General features: G+C 58.8%; 16 protein-coding genes. 4 read left to right on the top strand and 12 right to left on the bottom strand.

The window, feature by feature from the left end:
* Window positions 1–3 precede the first annotated feature (3 nt).
* Window positions 4–768 carry a protein phosphatase 2C domain-containing protein gene (locus tag PHF15_RS11380; RefSeq protein ID WP_300121245.1) on the top strand — a complete coding sequence of 255 codons (765 nt, stop codon included), beginning with the start codon at window positions 4–6 and terminating at the stop codon, window positions 766–768.
* An 18-nt stretch (window positions 769–786) separates the two neighbouring features.
* Here the strand turns inward: PHF15_RS11380 and zapE are convergent, their stop codons facing one another.
* From zapE to PHF15_RS11350, 6 genes are all read right to left on the bottom strand, one after another.
* Window positions 787–1,884, bottom strand: coding sequence for a cell division protein ZapE (gene zapE, locus PHF15_RS11375; protein ID WP_300121244.1), 1,098 nt, complete (start codon window positions 1,882–1,884; stop codon window positions 787–789).
* A 77-nt stretch (window positions 1,885–1,961) separates the two neighbouring features.
* Window positions 1,962–3,389 (bottom strand): dihydrolipoyl dehydrogenase, encoded by a 1,428-nt coding sequence (gene lpdA, locus PHF15_RS11370; RefSeq protein WP_300121243.1) that lies wholly within the window; start codon window positions 3,387–3,389, stop codon window positions 1,962–1,964.
* A 78-nt stretch (window positions 3,390–3,467) separates the two neighbouring features.
* Window positions 3,468–4,724 carry a 2-oxoglutarate dehydrogenase complex dihydrolipoyllysine-residue succinyltransferase gene (gene odhB / locus PHF15_RS11365; protein ID WP_300121242.1) on the bottom strand — a complete coding sequence of 419 codons (1,257 nt, stop codon included), beginning with the start codon at window positions 4,722–4,724 and terminating at the stop codon, window positions 3,468–3,470.
* Between the two features lie 81 nt (window positions 4,725–4,805).
* Window positions 4,806–7,676, bottom strand: a complete 2,871-nt coding sequence (locus tag PHF15_RS11360) for a 2-oxoglutarate dehydrogenase E1 component (protein ID WP_300121241.1) — start codon at window positions 7,674–7,676, stop codon at window positions 4,806–4,808.
* Window positions 7,677–7,860: 184 nt separating this feature from the next.
* Complete coding sequence (locus PHF15_RS11355; protein ID WP_300121240.1) at window positions 7,861–9,792, bottom strand: propionate--CoA ligase; 1,932 nt, start codon at window positions 9,790–9,792, stop codon at window positions 7,861–7,863.
* Window positions 9,793–9,905: 113 nt separating this feature from the next.
* The gene (locus PHF15_RS11350; protein ID WP_300121239.1) at window positions 9,906–11,174 is read right to left on the bottom strand and encodes a TIGR03862 family flavoprotein; all 1,269 of its coding nucleotides are present in this window, start codon (window positions 11,172–11,174) and stop codon (window positions 9,906–9,908) included.
* Window positions 11,175–11,275: 101 nt separating this feature from the next.
* Between PHF15_RS11350 and trxA the strand changes: the two genes are divergently transcribed.
* The 3 genes from trxA to PHF15_RS11335 all read left to right on the top strand — a co-directional run bounded on the left by trxA (window position 11,276) and on the right by PHF15_RS11335 (window position 13,459).
* Window positions 11,276–11,608: a thioredoxin TrxA gene (gene trxA / locus PHF15_RS11345; protein ID WP_300121238.1), complete on the top strand. Its 333-nt coding sequence runs from the start codon at window positions 11,276–11,278 to the stop codon at window positions 11,606–11,608.
* A gap of 209 nt (window positions 11,609–11,817) precedes the next feature.
* Window positions 11,818–13,080 (top strand): transcription termination factor Rho, encoded by a 1,263-nt coding sequence (gene rho, locus PHF15_RS11340; protein ID WP_300121237.1) that lies wholly within the window; start codon window positions 11,818–11,820, stop codon window positions 13,078–13,080.
* Between the two features lie 121 nt (window positions 13,081–13,201).
* A complete protein-coding gene (locus tag PHF15_RS11335; RefSeq protein WP_300121236.1) occupies window positions 13,202–13,459 on the top strand; it encodes a type B 50S ribosomal protein L31 in 258 nt (85 codons plus the stop codon).
* Between the two features lie 1,705 nt (window positions 13,460–15,164).
* Here PHF15_RS11335 and phoR read toward each other — a convergent pair.
* The 6 genes from phoR to pstC are packed head-to-tail and all read right to left on the bottom strand — an operon-like array spanning window position 15,165 to window position 20,705.
* Complete coding sequence (gene phoR / locus PHF15_RS11325; protein WP_300121235.1) at window positions 15,165–16,589, bottom strand: phosphate regulon sensor histidine kinase PhoR; 1,425 nt, start codon at window positions 16,587–16,589, stop codon at window positions 15,165–15,167.
* A gap of 13 nt (window positions 16,590–16,602) precedes the next feature.
* Window positions 16,603–17,310 carry a phosphate regulon transcriptional regulator PhoB gene (phoB, locus tag PHF15_RS11320; RefSeq protein WP_300121234.1) on the bottom strand — a complete coding sequence of 236 codons (708 nt, stop codon included), beginning with the start codon at window positions 17,308–17,310 and terminating at the stop codon, window positions 16,603–16,605.
* Window positions 17,307–18,008, bottom strand: coding sequence for a phosphate signaling complex protein PhoU (phoU, locus tag PHF15_RS11315; RefSeq protein ID WP_300121232.1), 702 nt, complete (start codon window positions 18,006–18,008; stop codon window positions 17,307–17,309). Before phoU ends, phoB begins: the two co-directional genes overlap by 4 nt.
* A gap of 17 nt (window positions 18,009–18,025) precedes the next feature.
* Window positions 18,026–18,820, bottom strand: a complete 795-nt coding sequence (gene pstB, locus PHF15_RS11310) for a phosphate ABC transporter ATP-binding protein PstB (protein ID WP_300121231.1) — start codon at window positions 18,818–18,820, stop codon at window positions 18,026–18,028.
* Window positions 18,821–18,843: 23 nt separating this feature from the next.
* The gene (pstA, locus tag PHF15_RS11305; protein ID WP_300121230.1) at window positions 18,844–19,773 is read right to left on the bottom strand and encodes a phosphate ABC transporter permease PstA; all 930 of its coding nucleotides are present in this window, start codon (window positions 19,771–19,773) and stop codon (window positions 18,844–18,846) included.
* Window positions 19,773–20,705 carry a phosphate ABC transporter permease subunit PstC gene (gene pstC, locus PHF15_RS11300; protein WP_300121228.1) on the bottom strand — a complete coding sequence of 311 codons (933 nt, stop codon included), beginning with the start codon at window positions 20,703–20,705 and terminating at the stop codon, window positions 19,773–19,775. Before pstC ends, pstA begins: the two co-directional genes overlap by 1 nt.
* Window positions 20,706–20,824 lie beyond the last annotated feature (119 nt).

Below are 20,824 nucleotides of genomic sequence, written 5' to 3'. Positions count from 1 at the left end.
TGCATGACCCCTCCCGCTTATCGACTCACCGCCTCGACCGGCATCCACAAAGGCGATCGAGACTACCAGCAGGATCAGGTGGTCTTGCTCAGCCACCCCAGAATCAAAGGCTGTTTGCTGGCGGTTTTGGCTGATGGCATGGGTGGACGCAGTGGCGGACGCAAGGCGTCAGACCAGGTCATGCTGACGGCGCGTCAACTCTTTGAGCGCTATGACCCGGCCACAGATGCCCCGCAAGCCATCCTGAAACAATTGCTCAACGAAGCCCATACGGTGATCAAGCTGATCGCCATTTCGGCTGAAGAGGAGCCCCACAGCACCATCGCCGCCTTTTTGTTGAACCCTGGGGGGGACTGCCATTGGATTCATGCCGGCGATTCCCGCATCTACTATTTCCAGGGCAACAAGTTAATCAAGCGCACGCTCGATCACTCCTACGTTCAAATGCTGGTGGATTACGGTGAAATCACAGAAGAACAGGCCAAAAGCCATCCCAAATCAAATATTTTGATGGGCTGTCTGGGTACCGCCAGTGACCTGACCATGACACTTCATGACATTCCCCAGATGTCTGCAGGCGATACCTTGATGGCATGCAGCGACGGTGTCTGGCACTATTTCACCGATGAAGAACTGGGCAATGTGGTGGCCGCGCTGGCTCCCCGTGAAGCCACGGAATTCCTGATTGAAAAGGCCAGGGTCCGGGCGCACGGCAGTGGCGACAACCTGTCGCTGGTGATCGTCAAATTTGAACCCGCGAGGGCTTGAGCCGAGTCACTACGGCTTTCACGTCAAACAGGTATCCACATCACGGCGACTCAAGGCCAGAAACTCTGCCGACTGCATCTCCTGAAGTCGTGACACGGTACGGGCGAACTCGTTGCTCATCTGCCCCTCGGTATAGAGCTCCGCCGCAGGGACATCCGCCGACATGATCAGCTTGACGCGACGGTCGTACAACACATCGATGAGCCAGGTAAAACGGCGGGCTTCAGAAGACATCCGTGGCGGCATCTGCGGCACTTCGCTGAGAAACACGGTATGGAACTGGCTGGCTATTTCAAGGTAATCGTTTTGCGAGCGCGGACCGCCGCATAGAGTTCTGAAGTCAAACCACACCACACCGCCTGCCTTGCGTCGCGCATGGATTTTGCGGGCTTCGATCTGCAACACCGGGTCTTCGTCCTGGGATTCGGCCAGGCGCTCGAAAGCATTCAGCATTTTTTCTTCTGCTGCATCCCCCAGAGGCGTGTGGTACAGCTCAAGCTGCGCCATGGTCTGCCCACGGTAATCGGTCCCGTTATCGACATTGATCACGTTCAAACGCGCCTTGAGCAGGGCAATGGCCGGCAAAATGCGGTCGCGGTGCAGTCCGTTGGGATACAAATCATCCGGCTTGAAGTTGGAAGTGGTGACAAAGCCCACGCCCTGCTCGAACAGCGCTGTCAGCAAGCGGTGCAGAATCATGGCGTCGGTGACATCAGACACATGAAACTCATCAAAGCAGATCAGGCGGAATTTTTCAGCCATGCGCCTGGCCAGCAAGTCGAGCGGATTCACCGTGCCCTGCATGGCCGCCAGCTCGCGGTGAACCTCGCGCATGAATTCGTGAAAATGCAGACGCGTCTTGCGCTTGAGCGGGACAGCACTGTAAAAACAGTCCATCAAAAAACTCTTGCCCCGGCCCACGCCGCCGTACATGTAAACGCCGCGCGGAATGGGCGGGCGATTGATCAACTTCTTGAACGCATTGGAGCGCTGTTCACGGTATTTGCCCCATTCACGCGCACAGGTTTCAAGCATTTGCAAGGCGCGCAACTGCGCCGGGTCGGCGCTGTAGCCGCGCGCCAGCAACTCGGCCTGGTAGATTTTTTTGACTGTCAAAGCACTGTCGATGGCTAAATTGGGGGAAATCCGATGCCTCTTTGCGAAAAATAGGTCGTCAGCTTATTTCTCAGCCATCAGAAGTTCAGCGTGCGTTTCTCAACCGCCAGCGCCGCTTCCCTGGTCGACTCGCTCAGGGACGGGTGCGCATGGCAGACGCGTGCAATGTCCTCGCTGCTGGCTCGGAACTCCATAGCCAGCACACACTCGGCGATCAGCTCACTGGCCATGGGGCCAACGATATGCACGCCCAGAATCTCGTCCGTGGTCGCATCGGCCAGCATCTTGACCATGCCGGTGGTGTCACCCAGGGCACGCGCGCGGCCGTTGGCCAGGAACGGGAAAGTGCCCGCCTTGTAAGCCACGCCATCGGCCTTGAGCTGCTGCTCGGTGCGGCCGACCCAGGCGATCTCGGGGCTGGTGTAAATCACCCAGGGGACGGTGTTGAAATTGACATGGCCATGCTGCCCGGCAATACGCTCAGCCACCGCCACACCCTCTTCCTCGGCCTTGTGCGCCAGCATCGGGCCGCGCACCACGTCACCCACCGCCCAGACGCCGGGCAGATTGGTCTTGCAGTCCGCGTCGACCATGATCGCGCCGCGCTCGTCGAGCTTCAGGCCCACCGCTTCGGCACTCAGGCCCGTTGTGTTGGGCACGCGGCCGATCGACACGATCAGTTTGTCGACGTCGAGGTTCTGGGCTTCGCCCTTGGCGTTGGTCCAGGCCACACTCACGCCTTTTTTGCCGACCTTGATATCACCCACCTTGACACCAAGTTCGATCTTGAGACCCTGCTTGACGAAGGCTTTGTGCGCCTCCTTGGCAATCTGCTGGTCAACGGCACCCAAGAAGTCTGGCAGACCTTCCAGAATGGTGACCTCGGAACCCAGACGACGCCAGACCGAGCCCATCTCCAGGCCGATCACGCCGGAGCCAATCAGGCCCAGTTTCTTGGGCACGTCGGTCAGCGCCAGCGCGCCGACATTGGACAGCACCATGGACTCGTCAAATGCCGCTCCGGGCAGCTCACGGGCATTGGAACCGGTCGCCACAACGACCTGCTGACCGACCAGGGTTTCCTCGGCGGCACCAGCCACCTTGATCTCATAGCCACCCTCTACCGCCTTGACGAACGAGGCACGCCCGTGGAAAAAGTTGACCTTGTTCTTTTTGAACAAGTACAGGATGCCATCGTTGTTCTGCTTGACCACGGCGTCCTTGCGCGCCACCATTTTGGCGGCATCCATGCTCAAGCCCTTGACCGTGATGCCATGGTCGGCAAAGTGGTAGCTGGCCTGCTCGAAATGCTCGCTGGACTGCAGCAGCGCCTTGCTCGGAATGCAGCCCACATTGGTGCAGGTGCCACCAGGCGCCGGGCCGCCCTTGGCGTTTTTCCACTCGTCCACACAGGCCACGTTTTTGCCCAGCTGTGCGGCGCGAATGGCGGCTATATAGCCCCCGGGACCGCCACCGATCACGATCACATCAAATTGCTTGCTCATTTATTCACTTTCTAGTCAGTTGAGGACAGAGCTTGCACGCTTCGCGTAATGCGGTCTGTCCCGCAAAGTTTCAGGTTGTCAAATATCAAACAGCAGACGCGCCGGGTCTTCCAGTGCCTCTTTCATGGCCACCAGGCCCAGCACAGCTTCGCGGCCGTCGATGATGCGATGGTCGTAGCTCATGGCAAAGTAATTCATCGGGCGCACCACCACCTGGCCGTTTTCCACCATGGCGCGGTCTTTGGTGGCATGAATGCCCAAAATGGCGCTTTGCGGTGGGTTGATGATGGGTGTGGACATCATCGAGCCAAAAGTGCCGCCATTGCTAACCGAGAACGTGCCACCGGTCATTTCTTCCATGCCCAGCTTGCCGTCACGCGCCTTGTTGCCAAATTCGGCAATTTTTTTCTCGATATCGGCAAAGCTCATCTGGTCGGCATTGCGCAAAATCGGCACCACCAAACCACGCGGCGAGCCCACGGCAATGCCGATGTCGAAGTAGCCGTGATAGACAATGTCGTTGCCATCGACCGAAGCGTTAAGCACCGGGAATTTTTTCAGCGCATGCACAGCCGCCTTGACAAAGAAGCTCATAAAGCCAAGCTTGACGCCATGCTCCTTCTCGAAGCGCTCCTGCATACGCTTGCGCATGTCCATCACCGGCGCCATGTTGATCTCGTTGAACGTGGTCAATATGGCGTTGGTGGATTGCGATTGCAGCAAGCGCTCGGCAACGCGGGCGCGCAGGCGGCTCATCGGCACGCGCTGTTCCGGGCGACCCGCCAATTGATCCGCCAGGCTGCTGGCAGGTGCCGGCACTTGGGTCAACAACGGGGCTGCGGCCCTGACGTGCACGGTCGGCGCAGTTGCCACTTTTGGCGCGGCCACCGCAGCCAGCACATCTCCCTTGGTGACCCGGCCGTCCTTGCCCGTGCCTGCCACCGAGCCGGCTGCCAGCTTGTTGTCCGCCATCAACTTGGCAGCTGCGGGCATCGCCACGCCAGCCAAGGAAGCGTTGGCCGTGGCCGCAGCGAGAGGGACCACAGCCGCAGCCGCAGCCATCGCCGCCACCACCGGCGCAACGCCGGCAACGGCTTCGGTGTCGATGCGGGCAATGAGCTGCTCGGCAGCGACGGTGCTGCCATCGGGTTCGATGATTTCGACGATGACGCCGGCTGACGGCGCGGGCACTTCCAGCACCACCTTGTCGGTTTCCACATCGATCAGGATTTCATCCACGGCGACGGCGTCGCCCACTTTTTTCTTCCACTGCAACAAGGTGGCTTCGGCCACGGATTCGGAAAGTTGCGGAACTTTGACTTCTACGATTGCCATAACGGTTCTTTCAAAAATGATCTTGAGTGTCTTGACAGCGGGTCTGCGCCCGCTGCAAACGGCATGAAGGGGGTGACTGCCCTACTTGGTGAGGACGAACCCCTTGAGCTTGCCAAAGGCGCCTTCAACCAGCGCTTTCTGCTGCTCCTGGTGCAGGTGCGAATAGCCGACAGCGGGTGATGCCGATGCGGCCCGGCCGGAATAGCCCAGCTTTTGCCCCTCAAGCATGTTCTCGTGGATGTAGTGCTGCACAAAAAACCAGGCGCCCTGGTTTTGTGGCTCATCCTGCGTCCACACCACATCGGTTGCATTGGGGTATTTTTTGAGTTCGGTGGCAAAGGCCTTGTGCGGAAACGGGTACAGCTGTTCCAGGCGGATGATGGCCACATCGTCGGAACCCTTTTCTTCACGCTTCTTGACGAGGTCGTAATAGACCTTGCCGGAACAGACGACCAGGCGCTTGACCTTGTCACCCTTGAGCGCCTTTTGCTCCGGGATGATGGTCTGGAAGCTGCCTTTGGTGAATTCAGCCAGCGGAGAGGCTGCATCCTTGTGGCGCAAGAGCGACTTGGGCGTGAAGATCACCAGCGGTTTGCGCAGGTTGCGCACCATCTGGCGGCGCAGCACGTGGAATATCTGACTGGCGGTGGTGGGTTGCACCAATTGCATGTTGGTGTCGGCCGCGAGCTGCATGAAGCGCTCGATCCGGGCTGAAGAGTGTTCCGGGCCCTGGCCTTCATAGCCATGGGGCAACATCATGGTCAGGCCATTGACACGGCCCCACTTGACTTCACCAGAGGCGATGAACTGATCGATCACCACCTGGGCACCGTTGGCAAAATCGCCAAACTGCGCTTCCCAGATCACCAGCGTGTTGGGGTCGTTCGACGCGTAGCCGTACTCGAAGCCCAGCACGGCTTCCTCCGACAGGATGGAATCAATGACAACGAAAGGGGCCTGGTTTTCAGCCACGTTTTGCAGCGCGACATAGGTGCCCACGTCCCATTTTTCTCGGCTCTGGTCATGGATAACCGCGTGGCGGTGGGTAAAGGTGCCGCGGCCACAGTCTTCGCCTGACAAGCGCACCGGGTACCCACTGGCCACCAGCGACGCCAAGGCCATGTGTTCCCCCATGCCCCAATCCACGGGAATGTCGCCGCGTCCCATGGCAGCGCGGTCGTCATAGACTTTTTTCACCAGCGGGTGCGGTGTCACGCTGGCCGGAATGGTGGTAATTTTTTCGGCCAGGCGTTTCCACTCCGACATCGGGATGGCGGTGTCGCCGGCATCGGTCCATTTCTTGCCCAGGAACGGCGTCCAGTCAACGGCGTACTTGCTCTTGAAATTGGTCAGCACCGGGTCCACCGTGTGCTTGCCCGCATCCATGGCAGCGCGGAAGGCCTTGACCATATCGTCGCCAAGAGTGGCGCCCAGACCCTGCGCCGCCAGTTTGTCAGCGTAAAGCTTGCGAGTGCCGGGGTGGACCGCGATCTTCTTGTACATCAGCGGCTGCGTCAGCGCCGGCGTGTCCTGCTCGTTGTGGCCAAGCTTGCGGAAACAGATGATGTCGAGCACCACGTCCTTGCGGAATTCCATGCGGAAGTCAAGCACCCACTGCATAGCCAGCACCACGGCTTCTGGGTCATCGCCGTTGACGTGAATCACTGGCGCTTCCACGCCCTTAACGATGTCGGTGCAGTACAGCGTGGAGCGCATGTCGCGCGGATCGGAAGTGGTGAAACCAATCTGGTTGTTGATGATGAGGTGGACTGTGCCCGCAGTGCTGTAGCCACGCGTTTGCGCCAGCGCCAAGGTTTCCTGATTCACGCCCTGGCCAGCAAAAGCGGCATCGCCATGCACCAGCACCGGCAGCACCTGGCGGCCGGTCGGGTCGGCGCGGCGGTCCATGCGGGCGCGCACCGAACCTTCCACCACCGGGTTGACAATTTCCAGGTGTGACGGGTTGAACGCCAGGCTCAGGTGCACCGGGCCGCCCGGGCTGGTCACGTCCGAGCTGAATCCCTGGTGATACTTGACGTCACCCGCGGGCAGTTCCTCGGGCGCGGAATGGTCGAACTCGGCAAACAAATCGGCGGGCATTTTGCCCAGGGTGTTGACCAGCACGTTGAGACGGCCGCGGTGGGCCATGCCGATCACGATTTCCTGCACGCCTTTGGTGCCGGCTTGCTGGATCAGTTCGTCCATCGCGGCGATGAAACTCTCGCCGCCTTCCAGAGAAAAACGCTTCTGGCCCACGTATTTGGTGTGCAGGAAGCGCTCCAGTCCTTCGGCGGCGGTCAGACGGTCGAGAATGTGTTTTTTCTGCTCTTCATTGAAATTGGGCTTGCTGCGCACACTTTCCAGTTTTTCCTGCCACCAGCGCTTTTGCGTCTGGTCAGTCAAATACATATATTCGGCACCGATGGAGCCGCAATAGGTTTCGCGCAGCGCGTTGAGCAACTCGCGCAGGGCCATGACTTCTTTGCCGAAGAAGGTGTTGCTGGTGTTGTACACGGTCTCAAGGTCGGCATCTGAAAAACCGTAGAACGAAGGCTCAAGCTCGGGAATGGGGTGGCGCTCGGTGCGCTTGAGCGGATCCAGGTCGGCCCAGTTAGAACCGACGTTGCGGTACGCAGCAATCAGTTGTTGAACGAAAACGCGTTTGCGGCCCAGATCGGAGTCGGCGCCAGCGGCCACCACCACTTTGGTACCGCCCTGTTTGGCGCGCTCGGCAAAAGCATTGATGACGGGTTGGTGGGGAACGTCCCTGGCATTGGAACCATCGACGGCGGGCACGTGCTGCAGGGCATCGAAATACTCGCGCCAGGAATCAGGCACGCTGCCGGGGTTGTCGAGGTAGTTTTCGTACATCTCTTCGACGTACGGTGCGTTGCCACCAAAAAGGTAGGTGTTCGCCTGATAGGCTTGGTAAACCGTGTTGGTCTCACTCATGTTTCGCTGACTTTCATTTCCCTTGGGGAAACTTTGGCTGGTTAAAGCTGATGGTTAAATTAACCTCCCGCGTCACGGCTTGACCGTTTGGCGGATGCGACAGTGGCGTTGGAAGGGCCTGATGCAAAGAGGGATTGTGCCACCGAAAAGCGGCACAATCCTTACAGGCAGCTATTGACCCTGATCAGGAATTGATCAAGTCCTTGATTTGCTGCAGGGCAGCCGGGTCGTCCATGGTGGTCAGATCGCCGGGGTCACGGCCTTCGCACACTGCCGTGATGGCACGGCGCAGGCACTTGCCGCTGCGAGTCTTGGGCAGCACAGTGACAAAGCGCACGCGGGCAGGTCGCGCCACCGCGCCCAGGTCTTTGTCCACGATTTTCATGATTTCGCCCTCCATCTTGAGCGCGCTGGCCTCATCGGCAATCAGGCTGGCGTCCTTGACCACCGCGAATGCCATGGCGACCTGCCCCTTGAGCTGATCGGCCACCCCTACCACCGCGACTTCGGCCACGTTCGGATGCGCCGAGATGCTTTCTTCAATTTCGCGGGTACCCAGGCGGTGACCCGCCACATTGATCACGTCATCGGTGCGCCCCAGGATGAAGTAGTAGCCATCTTCATCGCGGATGCCCCAGTCAAAGGTGCTGTAAATCATGCGCCCGGGAATGGTTGTCCAGTAGGTGCTGACAAAGCGCGCATCATCGCCCCACACCGTTTGCAGGCAGCCGGGCGGCAGTGGGCCCTCAATGGCGACCACGCCCTTCTGGTTGGCGCCCTTGAGCTCTTCACCGGTCGTTTCATCGAGCAACTTGACGTTGTAGCCATACACCGCCTTGCCCGGCGAGCCGAACTTGGTGGGCGCATCGTCCACCCCCTTGCAAATGCTCAGGATCGGCCAGCCCGTTTCGGTTTGCCAGTAATTGTCGACAATCGGCCGGCCCAGGCCTTCGCTGATCCACTGGGCGGTGGGTTGATCGAGCGGCTCGCCCGCCAGGAACAACGCTTTGAGCGTTGACAGGTCATATTTCTTGAGCAGCGCCGGATCCTGCTTTTTCAGCACGCGAATCGCGGTGGGCGCGCTGAACATCACCGTGACTTTGTATTTTTCAATCAGGCTCCACCAGATGCCGCCATCAGGACGCGTCGGCAGACCCTCATACATGATCGTCGCCATGCCGGCAATCAGCGGCCCGTAAATGATGTAGCTGTGGCCCACCACCCAACCGATGTCACTGGTCGAGAAATAGGTTTCACCCGCATTGCCGCAGTAAATGTGTTTCATGCTGGCGGCCAGCGCCACGGCATAACCCCCGGTGTCGCGCTGCACGCCCTTGGGCTTGCCAGTGGTACCGCTGGTGTACAGCGTGTAGCTGGGGTGGGTGGCATCGACCCACTCGCATTCCACCACGGTGTTCATGTGTTTTTCACGCAGGTCGGCCCACAGCTTGTCGCGCCCCGCGACCAATTCCATCGGCACCAGGCCGCGATCGACCAACAACACCGCCTCCGGCTTGTAGCTCGACAGGTTGAGGGCCTCATCGAGGAGCGGTTTGTAAGCCACCGCCTTACCGCCGCGCGAACCCGCATCGGCACTGATAATGACCTTGGGCGCCGCGTCCTCAATGCGTGTCGCCAAAGAGCCGGAAGCAAAACCGCCAAACACCACCGAGTGAATGGCGCCAATGCGCGCGCAGGCCAGCATGGCAAACGCCGCCTGGGCGATCATGGGCATGTAGATCAAAACCCGGTCACCCTTGGCCACGCCCATATCCTTGAGGATAGCGGCCATACGCTGCACTTCAGCGTGCAGTTCCCGGAACGAATACACCTTTTCCTGATTGGTTTCGGTCGAGACAAAAATCAGCGCTGCCTGGTCGGCACGATCTTTCAGATGCCGGTCCACAGCGTTGTGGCACAGATTGGTCACGCCGCCCGCAAACCAATTGGCAAACGGCGGGTTGCTGTAATCACAAATCTGGCTGGGCTGAACTTTCCACTCCACCAAGCGGGCTTGTTCACCCCAGAAAGCGTCGCGGTCCGTGATCGAACGGTGGTGAAACTCGGCGTAATTTGTCATGGGCTGTCTCCGGTGGTTATGTAAAACTGAATTCATAATTATGGACGTTGAGCTTGCATGACCCTGACTGCCGTTCAAGCCGGTCCATAGCAAGCACAGGCGCATCAGGAACCCGGAAGGACTACTCATTCCCGACAAACCGGGAAAGTTTATTTTTCTTCGAGAAATGCCAAAACCCCCCGTCCCGCGCAATAACCGCTTGCCAGACAGGCAGTCAACAAATAGCCGCCCGTGGGCGCTTCCCAGTCGAGCATTTCACCGGCGCAAAAAATACCCGGCAAAGTCGCCAACATCAGCTGCTCCGTCATGGCCTCGAACTGCACGCCACCGGCACTGCTAATAGCTTCGTCGATCGGGCGCACCGCCGCCAAGGTGATCGGCAAAGCCTTGATCGCCTTGGCCAATTGAAGCGGGTCGGTCATTTGTTCTTTGCTCAACAATTCATGCAGGATGGCCGCCTTGATTCCCTCGATATGCAGGCGGCTCTTGAGGTGGCTCGACAGCGAGCGCGAGCCACGCGGGTGTTGCACCTCGGCCAGCACCCGCTCCATTGGCAAGCCAGGAAGCAAATCCAGTTGGAATGTGGCCGTGCCATGCACCAGGATGTCATCGCGCAGCCAGCTTGATGCGGCATAGATCAGACTGCCTTCGACCCCGGAGGCCGTGGCCACAAACTCTCCCCTGCGGGCAAACTTGTGACCTTGGCTATTGGTGTATTCAATCGCCACCGACTTGAACGGTTGGCCCGCGAAGCGGCTGGCAAAGTGCGTGCTCCAGCCGTTTTGCACATCAAAGCCACAGTTGGCGGGCAGCAGCGGCGCCATGTCCACCCCCTTGGCCTGCAACCACGGCACCCAGGCGCCGTTGGAACCCAGACGCGCCCAACTGGCGCCGCCGAGTGCCAGCACCACAGCGTCGGCCTGCACCTGCAGCGGGCCATATGGCGTTTCGAAGTCAAGCCAGCTGTTGCCAGCCTGCGCGCCAGCATCCGTGGCCTGGGGCACGGGCTGGTGCCACCCGATCCAGCGGTGGCGCATCAAAAATTCCACCGACGGACCAACTTTGGGGTGGCGCAGCCGCGTCAGCCAGGCCCGCAACAGCGGCGCAGCTTTCATGTCGGCAGGGAAAACACGTCCCGAACTGCCCACAAAAGTGTCGATGCCCAGCGAGGCCGCCCAGTCACGCACGCTGGTTGAATCAAATGATTTGAACAGCGCCTCAATTTGCGGCCGTCGCTTTCCATAGCGCGAGGCAAACAGGTCGGCAGGTTCGGCATGCGTCAAATTCAACCCGCCTTTACCAGCCAGCAAAAACTTGCGTCCAATACTGGGCATGGCATCAAGCAGCTGCACAGCAACGCCTGCGCCGGACAAAACCTCAGCCGCCATCAAACCTGCCGGACCAGCGCCGACAACCATTACTTTCTTCATCTTGCTACCTGAATTTTGCATGCACTCATTTGGTTTCTGTCACAATTTCCCCACTGTATTCTTTTAAAACCTTTTTTTAGGAAAAAACCATGGCCAGTGAACTGATCAAACATGTGTCCGATGCATCGTTCGAAGGCGATGTGCTCAAAGCCGATGTTCCCGTGCTGGTGGATTACTGGGCCGAATGGTGCGGTCCGTGCAAAATGATTGCACCGATCCTGGACGAAGTATCGACGGCCTACGAAGGCAAATTGCAGATCGCCAAGATGAATGTCGATGAGAACCGCGACATACCGGCCAAATTCGGCATTCGCGGAATTCCCACCTTGATGATCTTCAAAGGCGGCCAGTTGGCAGCCACCAAAGTGGGCGCCATGAGCAAAGCCCAGCTCACCGCTTTCATCGATCAGCAATTGGCCTGAGCCGATTTCTTGCAGGTGCCGCGCATCTGCTCTGGGACCGGCCATCCGCGCCGGGACTTTTTCCTGTCATAATTCTCAGCATTCGCTCTCCCTCACCAAGGGTCAGCTTGAACCACAGGCGCAAAGCCGATGCGACTTGAATCCTCACAAGTCCTTAGCGCCAAACCATTTCCCTCCCGGCAGATTCCAATCACCCACTGAGCTAATTCATGCATTTAAACGAACTCAAGGCACTGCACGTGTCAGAAGTCCTCAAACAAGCCGAAGATCTTGAGATCGAAAACACGGGCCGCATGCGCAAGCAGGAGCTGATGTTTGCCATCATCAAGAAGCGCGCGCGGGCCGGTGAGCAGATTTTTGCCGATGGCGTGCTGGAAATATTGCCTGACGGTTTTGGCTTTTTGCGCAGCCCCGACACCAGCTACACCGCCAGCACAGACGACATCTACATCAGCCCGAGCCAAGTGCGACGCTTCAACCTGCACACCGGCGACATGATCGAGGGCGAAGTGCGCACACCCAAGGACGGCGAGCGCTACTTTGCCTTGAACAAGCTGGAAAAAGTCAACGGTGGCGGCCCCGAAGACAACAAACACAAGGTGATGTTCGAGAATCTGACACCGCTGTTTCCCAATGTGCAGATGCGCCTGGAGCGCGACATCAAGGGCGAAGAAAACATCACCGGGCGCATCATCGACATCATTGCCCCCATCGGCAAAGGTCAGCGTGCCCTGTTGGTGGCACCACCCAAGAGCGGCAAAACGGTGATGATGCAGCACATTGCGCACGCCATTGCTGCCAATTACCCCGACATTTACATGATGGTGCTGTTGGTCGATGAGCGCCCGGAAGAAGTGACCGAGATGCAGCGCACCGTCAAGGGCGAGGTAATTGCCTCGACCTTTGACGAACCCGCCGCGCGCCACGTGCACGTCGCCGAAATGGTGATCGAGCGGGCCAAACGCCTGGTCGAACTGAAAAAAGACGTGGTGATTCTGCTCGACTCCATCACCCGCCTGGCGCGCGCCTACAACAACGTCGTGCCCTCCAGCGGCAAGGTGCTCACCGGTGGCGTGGACTCCAACGCGCTGCAGCGCCCGAAACGCTTTTTGGGTGCCGCGCGCAATGTGGAAGAAGGCGGGTCACTTACCATCATCGCCACAGCCCTGGTTGACACCGGCAGCCGCATGGACGAGGTGATCTTTGAAGAATTCAAAGGCACCGGCAACAGCGAAATTCATCTGGACCGGCGCTTGTACGAAAAGCGCGTGTTCCCGTCGATCCAGCTCAACCGCAGCGGCACCCGCCGCGAAGAGCTCTTGTTGGCGCCCGACATTCTGCAAAAAACGCGCATCCTGCGCCAGTTTTTGTACAACATGGACGAGATCGAGTCGATGGAAATGGTGCTCAAGCAAATGCGAGCCACCAAGAACAACAGCGAGTTCTTCGACATGATGCGTCGCGGCGGTTAATCAATGCAGGCCCTTCGGCTGCTCTATAATCACTGGTTTTTAGCGAAAAGTACGAGCGGCTTTGAATTGCGCAATGGGTTGCGCAAGGGCTGACGCGGCTAACGCATCTGATGGAGAACACATGAAAGAAGGCATTCACCCCAATTACCGCGACGTTTGTTTCCTGGACTCGTCCAATGGTTTCAAATTCGTGACGCGCTCCTGCGCCAACGCCAAAGAAATGATCAAAATGGAAGATGGCCGCGAACTTCCGCTCTTCAAGCTTGACACCTCCAGCGAATCACACCCCTTCTACACCGGCACACAAAAATCGGTGGACAACATGGGTGGCCGCGTGGAACGCTTCCGCAACCGCTTCGGCAAAACCGCGGCCAAGTAAGCCGCAAAAAAGCGCTTTGCCAAAGGCAGCCGGGTCACGCCGCGCTGCCTTTTTCTTTGCACTGATCAAAGCTCTCTTTAACCAGCGCTCGCCGTGAATCAGCCCACCCCCGCCATCGTTGCTCAAGCTGCTGTCAAGCGCTTGCCGCGCCCGGCGCTGCTGCTGTTTTGCATAGCTTACATATTGCCCGGTTTTCTGGGGCGTGTTCCCTGGAAGTACAACGACATCACCACCTTCGGCTACATGGCGGAGCTGGCCCGTGGTGCCTCTGACTGGTGGCAGCCAACTCTGGGTGGCTTGAGTCCTGACGTGGATGCCTTGCTGCCCTACTGGCTGGGTGCCTGGACCTTGCAACTGGCTCCCCGCTGGCTGCCCCCTGATCTGGTCGCGCGTTTCCCTTTCATGCTATTGCTGGCGCTGGCGCTGATGGCCACTTGGTACGGCACCTACTACCTGGCGCGCAATCCGAAGGCACAGCCGGTGGCCTTTGCCTTTGGCGGCGAAGCCCACCCGACGGACTACGCACGCGCCATCGCCGATGGCGCTTTGCTGGCCTTCATTGCCTGCCTGGGGCTGGCACAACTGGCCCATGAAACAACCCCCGCGCTGACACAGTTGTGCTTCACGTCCCTGCTGTTTTACGCCACGGCTGCCCTGCCCTACCGCCCGTGGGCATCCGGAGTCAGCGCCGGTGTGGCGCTGTTGGGGCTCATGCTGTCGGGCGCACCTTCCATGGCTCTGGCTTTGGGGCTGGGCAGCGCCAGCCTTTATCTGCTGGCACCACCGACCGACACCACCAATGCGGCGCAAATGAAATTTGGGGCAACGGGGCTGGTTGCGTTGGCCATCGCGTCTGCCGTGGTGGCCACCATTTTGAATTTATGGCGCTGGCGGATTGAATTACCCCGAGCCAACCTCGCCGAATGGCAAAGCCTGGGGCAACTTTTTTTGTGGTTTACCTGGCCTGCCTGGCCGTTGGCCATCCTGACGCTTTGGCGCTGGCGCCGCCAGCTTGTGAGCGCGCGCTTCACCGGGTTGCACCTCTGGTTGCCGATCTGGTTTGTCGCCGTGGCCAGTGTGGCGACCTTGACCACCAGCGCAGCCGATCGCTCGCTGCTTCTGGCCTTGCCGGCCTTGGCCGCGTTGGCAGCCTTTGCCTTGCCCACGCTGAGTCGCAGCGTGGGAGCGCTGATCGACTGGTTTACCCTGGTCTTTTTCACTGGATGCGCGCTCGTGATCTGGGTGGTCTGGATTTCCATGCAGACCGGCATGCCGGCACAACCAGCCGCCAACGTGGCGCGGCTGGCGCCCGGCTTTGTCCACCACTTTTCATGGACGCCGTTTGTCATCGCTGTCTGCGCCACACTGGTCTGGGTCTGGCTGGTCAAATGGCGGGTCGGCAGGCACCGGAAGGCAATCTGGAAAAGCGTGGTGCTGCCTGCAGGAGGGGTAGCCCTGAACTGGCTGCTGCTGATGACCCTGTGTTTGCCTTTGCTTGACTTTGCCAGAAGCTACGCACCGATGGTCAAACTGGTCATCGCTGTGGTACCGCAGTCACCCGGCTGCGTGGCCACGCTGGGCTTGAGCCGAAGCCAGATCGCGGCGTTTCAATTCCATGGCGCGCTTGAGCTGCAAACGCTCGATGCCACAAGCCCGTGTCAATGGTTGATCGCAGACATTGGCGCGGCCAGCAGGCGCGCGGACATCACCCCGGGTTCGAGTTGGCAATTGCGGCGCTCGCTGGGACATCCTGCAGAACGGAAAGACTCCCTGCAACTGTATCAGCGTCAGCCAGAGCAGCGGTCGGCACCACCCTCGAGCCCGGAAAAATCAGACTAAATACAGAGCCTTTGCCAACTGTGCTCTCGATTGACAGGATGGCCCCATGGCGCTGCGCCACATGCTTGACGATGGCCAGGCCCAGGCCAGTGCCACCAGTTTCGCGTGAACGGCTTCGATCCACGCGGTAAAAGCGCTCGGTCAGGCGACCCAGGTGCTCGGCGGCAATGCCAGGCCCGGTATCGGCCACCGAAAAGACCAGGCAGCCATCCGTGCGCTGGCGAACGCTCACGCTGATGCGCCCATCCGACGGCGTATATCGCACCGCGTTGCTGATCAGGTTGCCCAAGGCACTGAGCAGCTCGCTGGGAGCGCCTGCCAAATAGCCGTCAAATGCGCACTCGAATGCAAACTGGTGATCCGTGTCCCCGGCTGCCCCCATGACATGCGACAACGCCAGAGCATCATTCTTGAGCTGGCGCATCATTGCCGGCACTGCCACGCGCGTCTCCAGACCTGGCGGCACACTGCCTTCCAGCTTGGAGAGTGTCAACAAATCGCTCACCAGGGTCTGCATCCGGTCGGCCTGCTGCGCCATCAGGGCGAGGTATTGCTGGCGCTCAGATTCGTCGAGGTTGAGGGTCTGCAAGGTCTCCACAAAACCCGCCAGCACCGTCAGGGGCGTGCGAATTTCGTGCGACACATTGGCCACAAAATCGCGCCGCATGGCCTCGGCCTGATCAAGCGCCGTAATGTCGCGCGACAAAAGCAATTTGCGCCCGTCACCATACCGATGAAGCTGCACCGACAGCGTGACCGGATGCGAAGGCGTGCTGTCGCGACCCGGCATGGTCAGGCTGGTCTCAAAATTGCGCGCCGCCAGATAGCTGACAAAACCCGGATCGCGCACCAGATTGCCAATGGTCTGCATCAGGTCGCGCTGGGGATCAAGGCCAAAATGCGCAGCCGCAGTCTGGTTACACCACTCGATGCGCGCCTCGCCATCGAGCAACATGACGCCGTTGGGCGAGGCCTGCAAGGCAGACAGGAAATCCTGCAGACGCGCCTGACTTTCTTTGGTCTGGCGCTCCCGCTCACGCAGCATGCGCCGGACGCGGTCGGTGAATTCGCCCCAAACGCCAGATTTTGGGCCGCCATCAGCCATGCGGTCCCGGCGCAGCCAAACCAGAAACTGGCTGGCACGGGCGCTGTCCAGCACTATCCAGATGGCGGCCGCAAGCACCAGACCAATCGGGACCGCATCGTATTCAGGCCAATATTCATCAAGCCAAAACCCCAGCAAAGCCCCTGCCGCCAAACATCCCGAAAAGAAAATGACGCGGCCCAGCATGCGTGCGCCCGGTTCAGGCCGGTTTTGCCAGCACCGTTTGCGCAGTCAGGCGATAGCCGGCGCCACGCACGGTTTCCACCAACTGGCCGGCCTCGCCCAGCGCCTCGCGCAGGCGCTTGACGTGCACATCGACCGTCCGCTCCTCAATGAACACGTGGTCGCCCCAGACCTTGTCGAGCAACTGGGAACGGCTGTGAACGCGTTCGGCGTGGCTCATCAGGTAATGCAACAGCTTGAACTCGGTGGGACCCAGCTTCAGCAACTGCCCCTGGTAGGTGACGCGGTAAGTGGCTGCATCAAGACTCAGTTCGCCAAGCGTCACCACACCAGCGTCACGCTCGGGCGCGCGTCGGCGCAGCACGGCACGCATGCGCGCCAGCAGTTCCTTGGTAGAGAACGGTTTGGCAATGTAGTCGTCGGCACCAGCATCGAGCCCCGCCACCCGGTCCACCTCGTCGCCGCGCGCAGTCAGCATGATGATGGGGATGGCTTTGGTGCGGGGGTGCGCGCGCCAGCGCCTGGCCAATGCCAGCCCACTTTCGCCGGGCAACATCCAGTCGAGCAAGATCACATCAGGCAGCGTGTTATCCAACTCCGCTTGCGCCGAGGTGCTGTCCATGGCCCAGATCGGCCGAAACCCGTTGTGGCGCAGATTGACCGAAATCAGCTCGGCGATGGCAGGCTCATCTTCAACGATCAGCACACCGGGCAAACGTCTCATTTCACCACCGACTCAATTTCCGCCATGGGTGCATGGCGAATATCGGTTCCTTTGACAATATAGATGATCAGTTCGGCAATATTTTTGGCGTGATCGCCAATGCGCTCAATCGCCTTGGCCAAAAAAAGCAGGTCCAGGCTGGGCGAAATCATGCGCGGATCTTCCATCATGTAAGTGATGAGCTTGCGCACAAAACCGTCGAACTCCTTGTCGATCAGGTCGTCTTCTTTAAGAATGGCCAGTGCGGCCGTGGTGTCGAGCCGGGCAAAGGCATCCAGCGCCTTGCGCAATAAGCCTGAGGCCAAGTCGGCGGCCACGCGCAACTCCAGCGACGGCAGCGAGCGCGGTGCGCCGCTCTGGATGATGGAGCGCACCATGCGGGCAATTTTTGCGGCTTCATCGCCCACCCGCTCCAGGTTGGCAGTCGCCTTGGAGATGGCAATCAGCAGGCGCAAATCGCGCGCTGTGGGCTGACGCCTGGCAATGATACTGGAGAGTTCACGGTCGATATCGACCTCCATGGCATTGACCCGGGTCTCGGTCTCAGTGACCTGGTCGGCCACCTCGACGCTGAACTGCGACAAGGCATAAATGGCCTGGCGAATCTGCGATTCGACCAAGCCACCCAGTTCCATGACACGGGTGGAGACGGCGCCGAGTTCACTGTCGAATTGGCTTGATAAATGTTTTTCACTCATGGCAATATCCTTGTTGCTTAACCAAAACGGCCGGTAATATAGTCTTCGGTTTCCTGACGCTTGGGCTTCATGAAAATGTCAGTGGTTTGACCATATTCGACCATCTCGCCCAGGTACATATAAGCCACAAAATCGGACACACGCGCTGCCTGCTGCATGTTGTGGGTGACGATCAGGATCGTCACCTTGCTTTTGATCTCACTGATGAGTTCTTCAATGCTACCGGTTGCAATCGGGTCCAGCGCTGAAGTGGGCTCGTCAAACAGGATGATTTCAGGGTCGGTGGCCAGCGACCGGGCAATGCAAAGGCGCTGTTGCTGCCCGCCCGACAGGTTGGTTGCCGGTTCGGCAATGCGGTCCTTCACCTCGTTCCAGATGGCAGCAGCCTTGAGCGCTGCCTCCACCTTGTCTTCGATGTAGGTTTCTGATTTTTCACCGCGCACCCGCAAGCCGTAAGCCACATTTTCGAAAATGGATTTGGGAAAAGGATTGGGTTTCTGGAACACCATGGAAATGCGCATGCGCACCTCGATCGGGTCCACCGAAGCATCCAGAATATCGACATCATCCGGGTGCAGTTCGATTTTGCCGTCATAGCGGTGCCCCGGATAGAGATCGTGCATGCGGTTGAAGCAGCGCAGGTAAGTGGACTTGCCGCAACCGCTGGGACCGATCAGGGCAGTGACACGGTTCTCGTAAACCGGCATCGAAACACCTTTGAGGGCTTTGAAATCGCTGTAATAAAAATCAAGATCTTTCGATTCGGCTTTCAAAACTGGCGGACTGTCCGGAAGCGTGATGGTAGAAGACATAGCTAAGTTTCTCTTTAAAGGTTTTACCACTTGATGTTCTTGCGCAGGCGGTATCGCAGCCAGATGGCCAGCGCGTTCATGCCAAGCGTCAGCACCACCAGCACCAGGCTGGCAGCGGCCGCATTGGCATGAAACGCCGGGTCGGGCCGTGAGGTCCAGTTGAAAATCTGGATCGGCATGACGGTGAACGGCGAAAACAGCCAGTCGAACATGCCCGCCGCCGGTTCGCCAGTAAACGGCACGGGTGGCAAAAAGGCGATAAACGTCAAGGCCCCAATGGTGATGATGGGCGCCGTCTCGCCGATGGCGCGCGACAAGCCGATGATCACACCTGTCAGGATACCCGGCATGCTGTAGGGCACCAGGTGGTCGCTGACCACCTGCCATTTGGTGGCGCCGCAGGCATAAGCTCCCTCGCGCACTACCTGCGGGATGGAGCGCAAGGCCTCACGGGTGGTGACAATCACAATCGGCAAAATCAGCAGTGCCAGCGTCAAGCCGGCAGACAAAATGCTTTGCCCGAAGCCGAAGGTATAGACAAACAGCCCCAGCGCCAGCAAACCGTAAACAATCGACGGCACACCGGCAAGGTTGCTGATGTTGATTTCGATGACATCGGTAAACCAATTCTTGCGGGCGTATTCTTCCAGGTAGATGGCGCTGGCAATGCCCACCGGAATGGCAAACAAGGCGGTGACAAGCATGACAAAAAACGAACCGACCCACGCCGACAAAATGCCAGCCTGTCCCGCCCGTCGCGACGGAAAGTTGGTAAAGAACTCGGCCGTGATGCGCGGTGCGCCATCCATCACCATCTGGCCAAACAAAGCCAGCAGGGTAAAGATGGCAATCGCGATAGCCAGAATCCCTACTGCGGCAAAAATCAGGTCCCAGCGCTTATGTAGTTTGATGATCGCCCTGAGTTCTTCGGAGCGCGACATTTGCGTAGCCATCAATAAGCCTCCCGGAATTTACGGCGCATCCAGTGCCCCAACAGATTGAACGAAAGCGTGATCAGCAAAAGCGTCAGGCCAGCGGCAAAAATGGTCTGGTAGCCGATGCTGCCATGCGGCAAGTCACCCAAAGCCACCTGCACAATGAAAGAAGTCACGGTGGCAGCCGGCTCCAGCGGGTTAAGCGACAAATTGGGTTGCATACCCGCAGCCACCGCCAGAATCATTGTCTCGCCCACGGCGCGAGAGATGCCCAGGATGTAAGCTGACGCAATGCCTGAAATCGACGCCGGCACAACTACACGCATTGCGGTCTGGAATCTGGTGGCACCCATGGCGTAAGAACCTTCGCGCAGACTCATGGGCACGGCACGCATGGCATCTTCGGACAGGGACGACACATACGGAATGATCATGATGCCCATCACAATACCTGCCGACAACACGTTGAACGTGGGCAGATCAGGGTAAATTGTTTGAATCAGCGGCGTCACAAACAGCAGGGCAAAAAAGCCATAAATGATGGTAGGCACGCCGGACAGCAATTCCAACACGGGTTTTAGCACTTCGCGAATGCGGTGCTCGGCAAATTCGGACAAATAAATGGCAATGATGGTGCCCAGGGGAATGGCAATGAGCAGCGCCACCAAAGAACTCGACAGGGTACCTGCCAATAACACGGCAATGCCAAAATGGGCGTCGTCAAACAACGGTGTCCACTGAGAATCGGTTAAGAAATCCCACAACGGAACATGGGTAAAAAAGACCACCGATTCGCTGATCAGCACATACATGATGCCCAGCGTGGTGAAAACCGACACGCTGGCTGCAAACAGCAAAATCAACTCGATCACACGGTCTTTTCTTTTTCGGGCTGTCTTGATTCGAGCCAGTTCAGCCAGTCGCGCGGCACCAGTCAATCGGTTTTCCATGGCAAAGGGTTCTGAAGTCGTTGAAGCAGCCATTGTAGGTTTGGACTCATCAGGTTAGTGTCAAAAATAAGCGGCTCGTGAGGTCTGTCAGACCTACGAACCGCTCCCGTCAAAACCGT

This window comes from Rhodoferax sp., assembly GCF_028689295.1.
In the GTDB taxonomy this organism is placed as follows: Bacteria; Pseudomonadota; Gammaproteobacteria; order Burkholderiales; family Burkholderiaceae_C; genus Rhodoferax.
The sequence above is the reverse complement of the archived record's forward strand: the minus strand, read 5'-3'. Positions and strand labels throughout refer to the sequence as shown.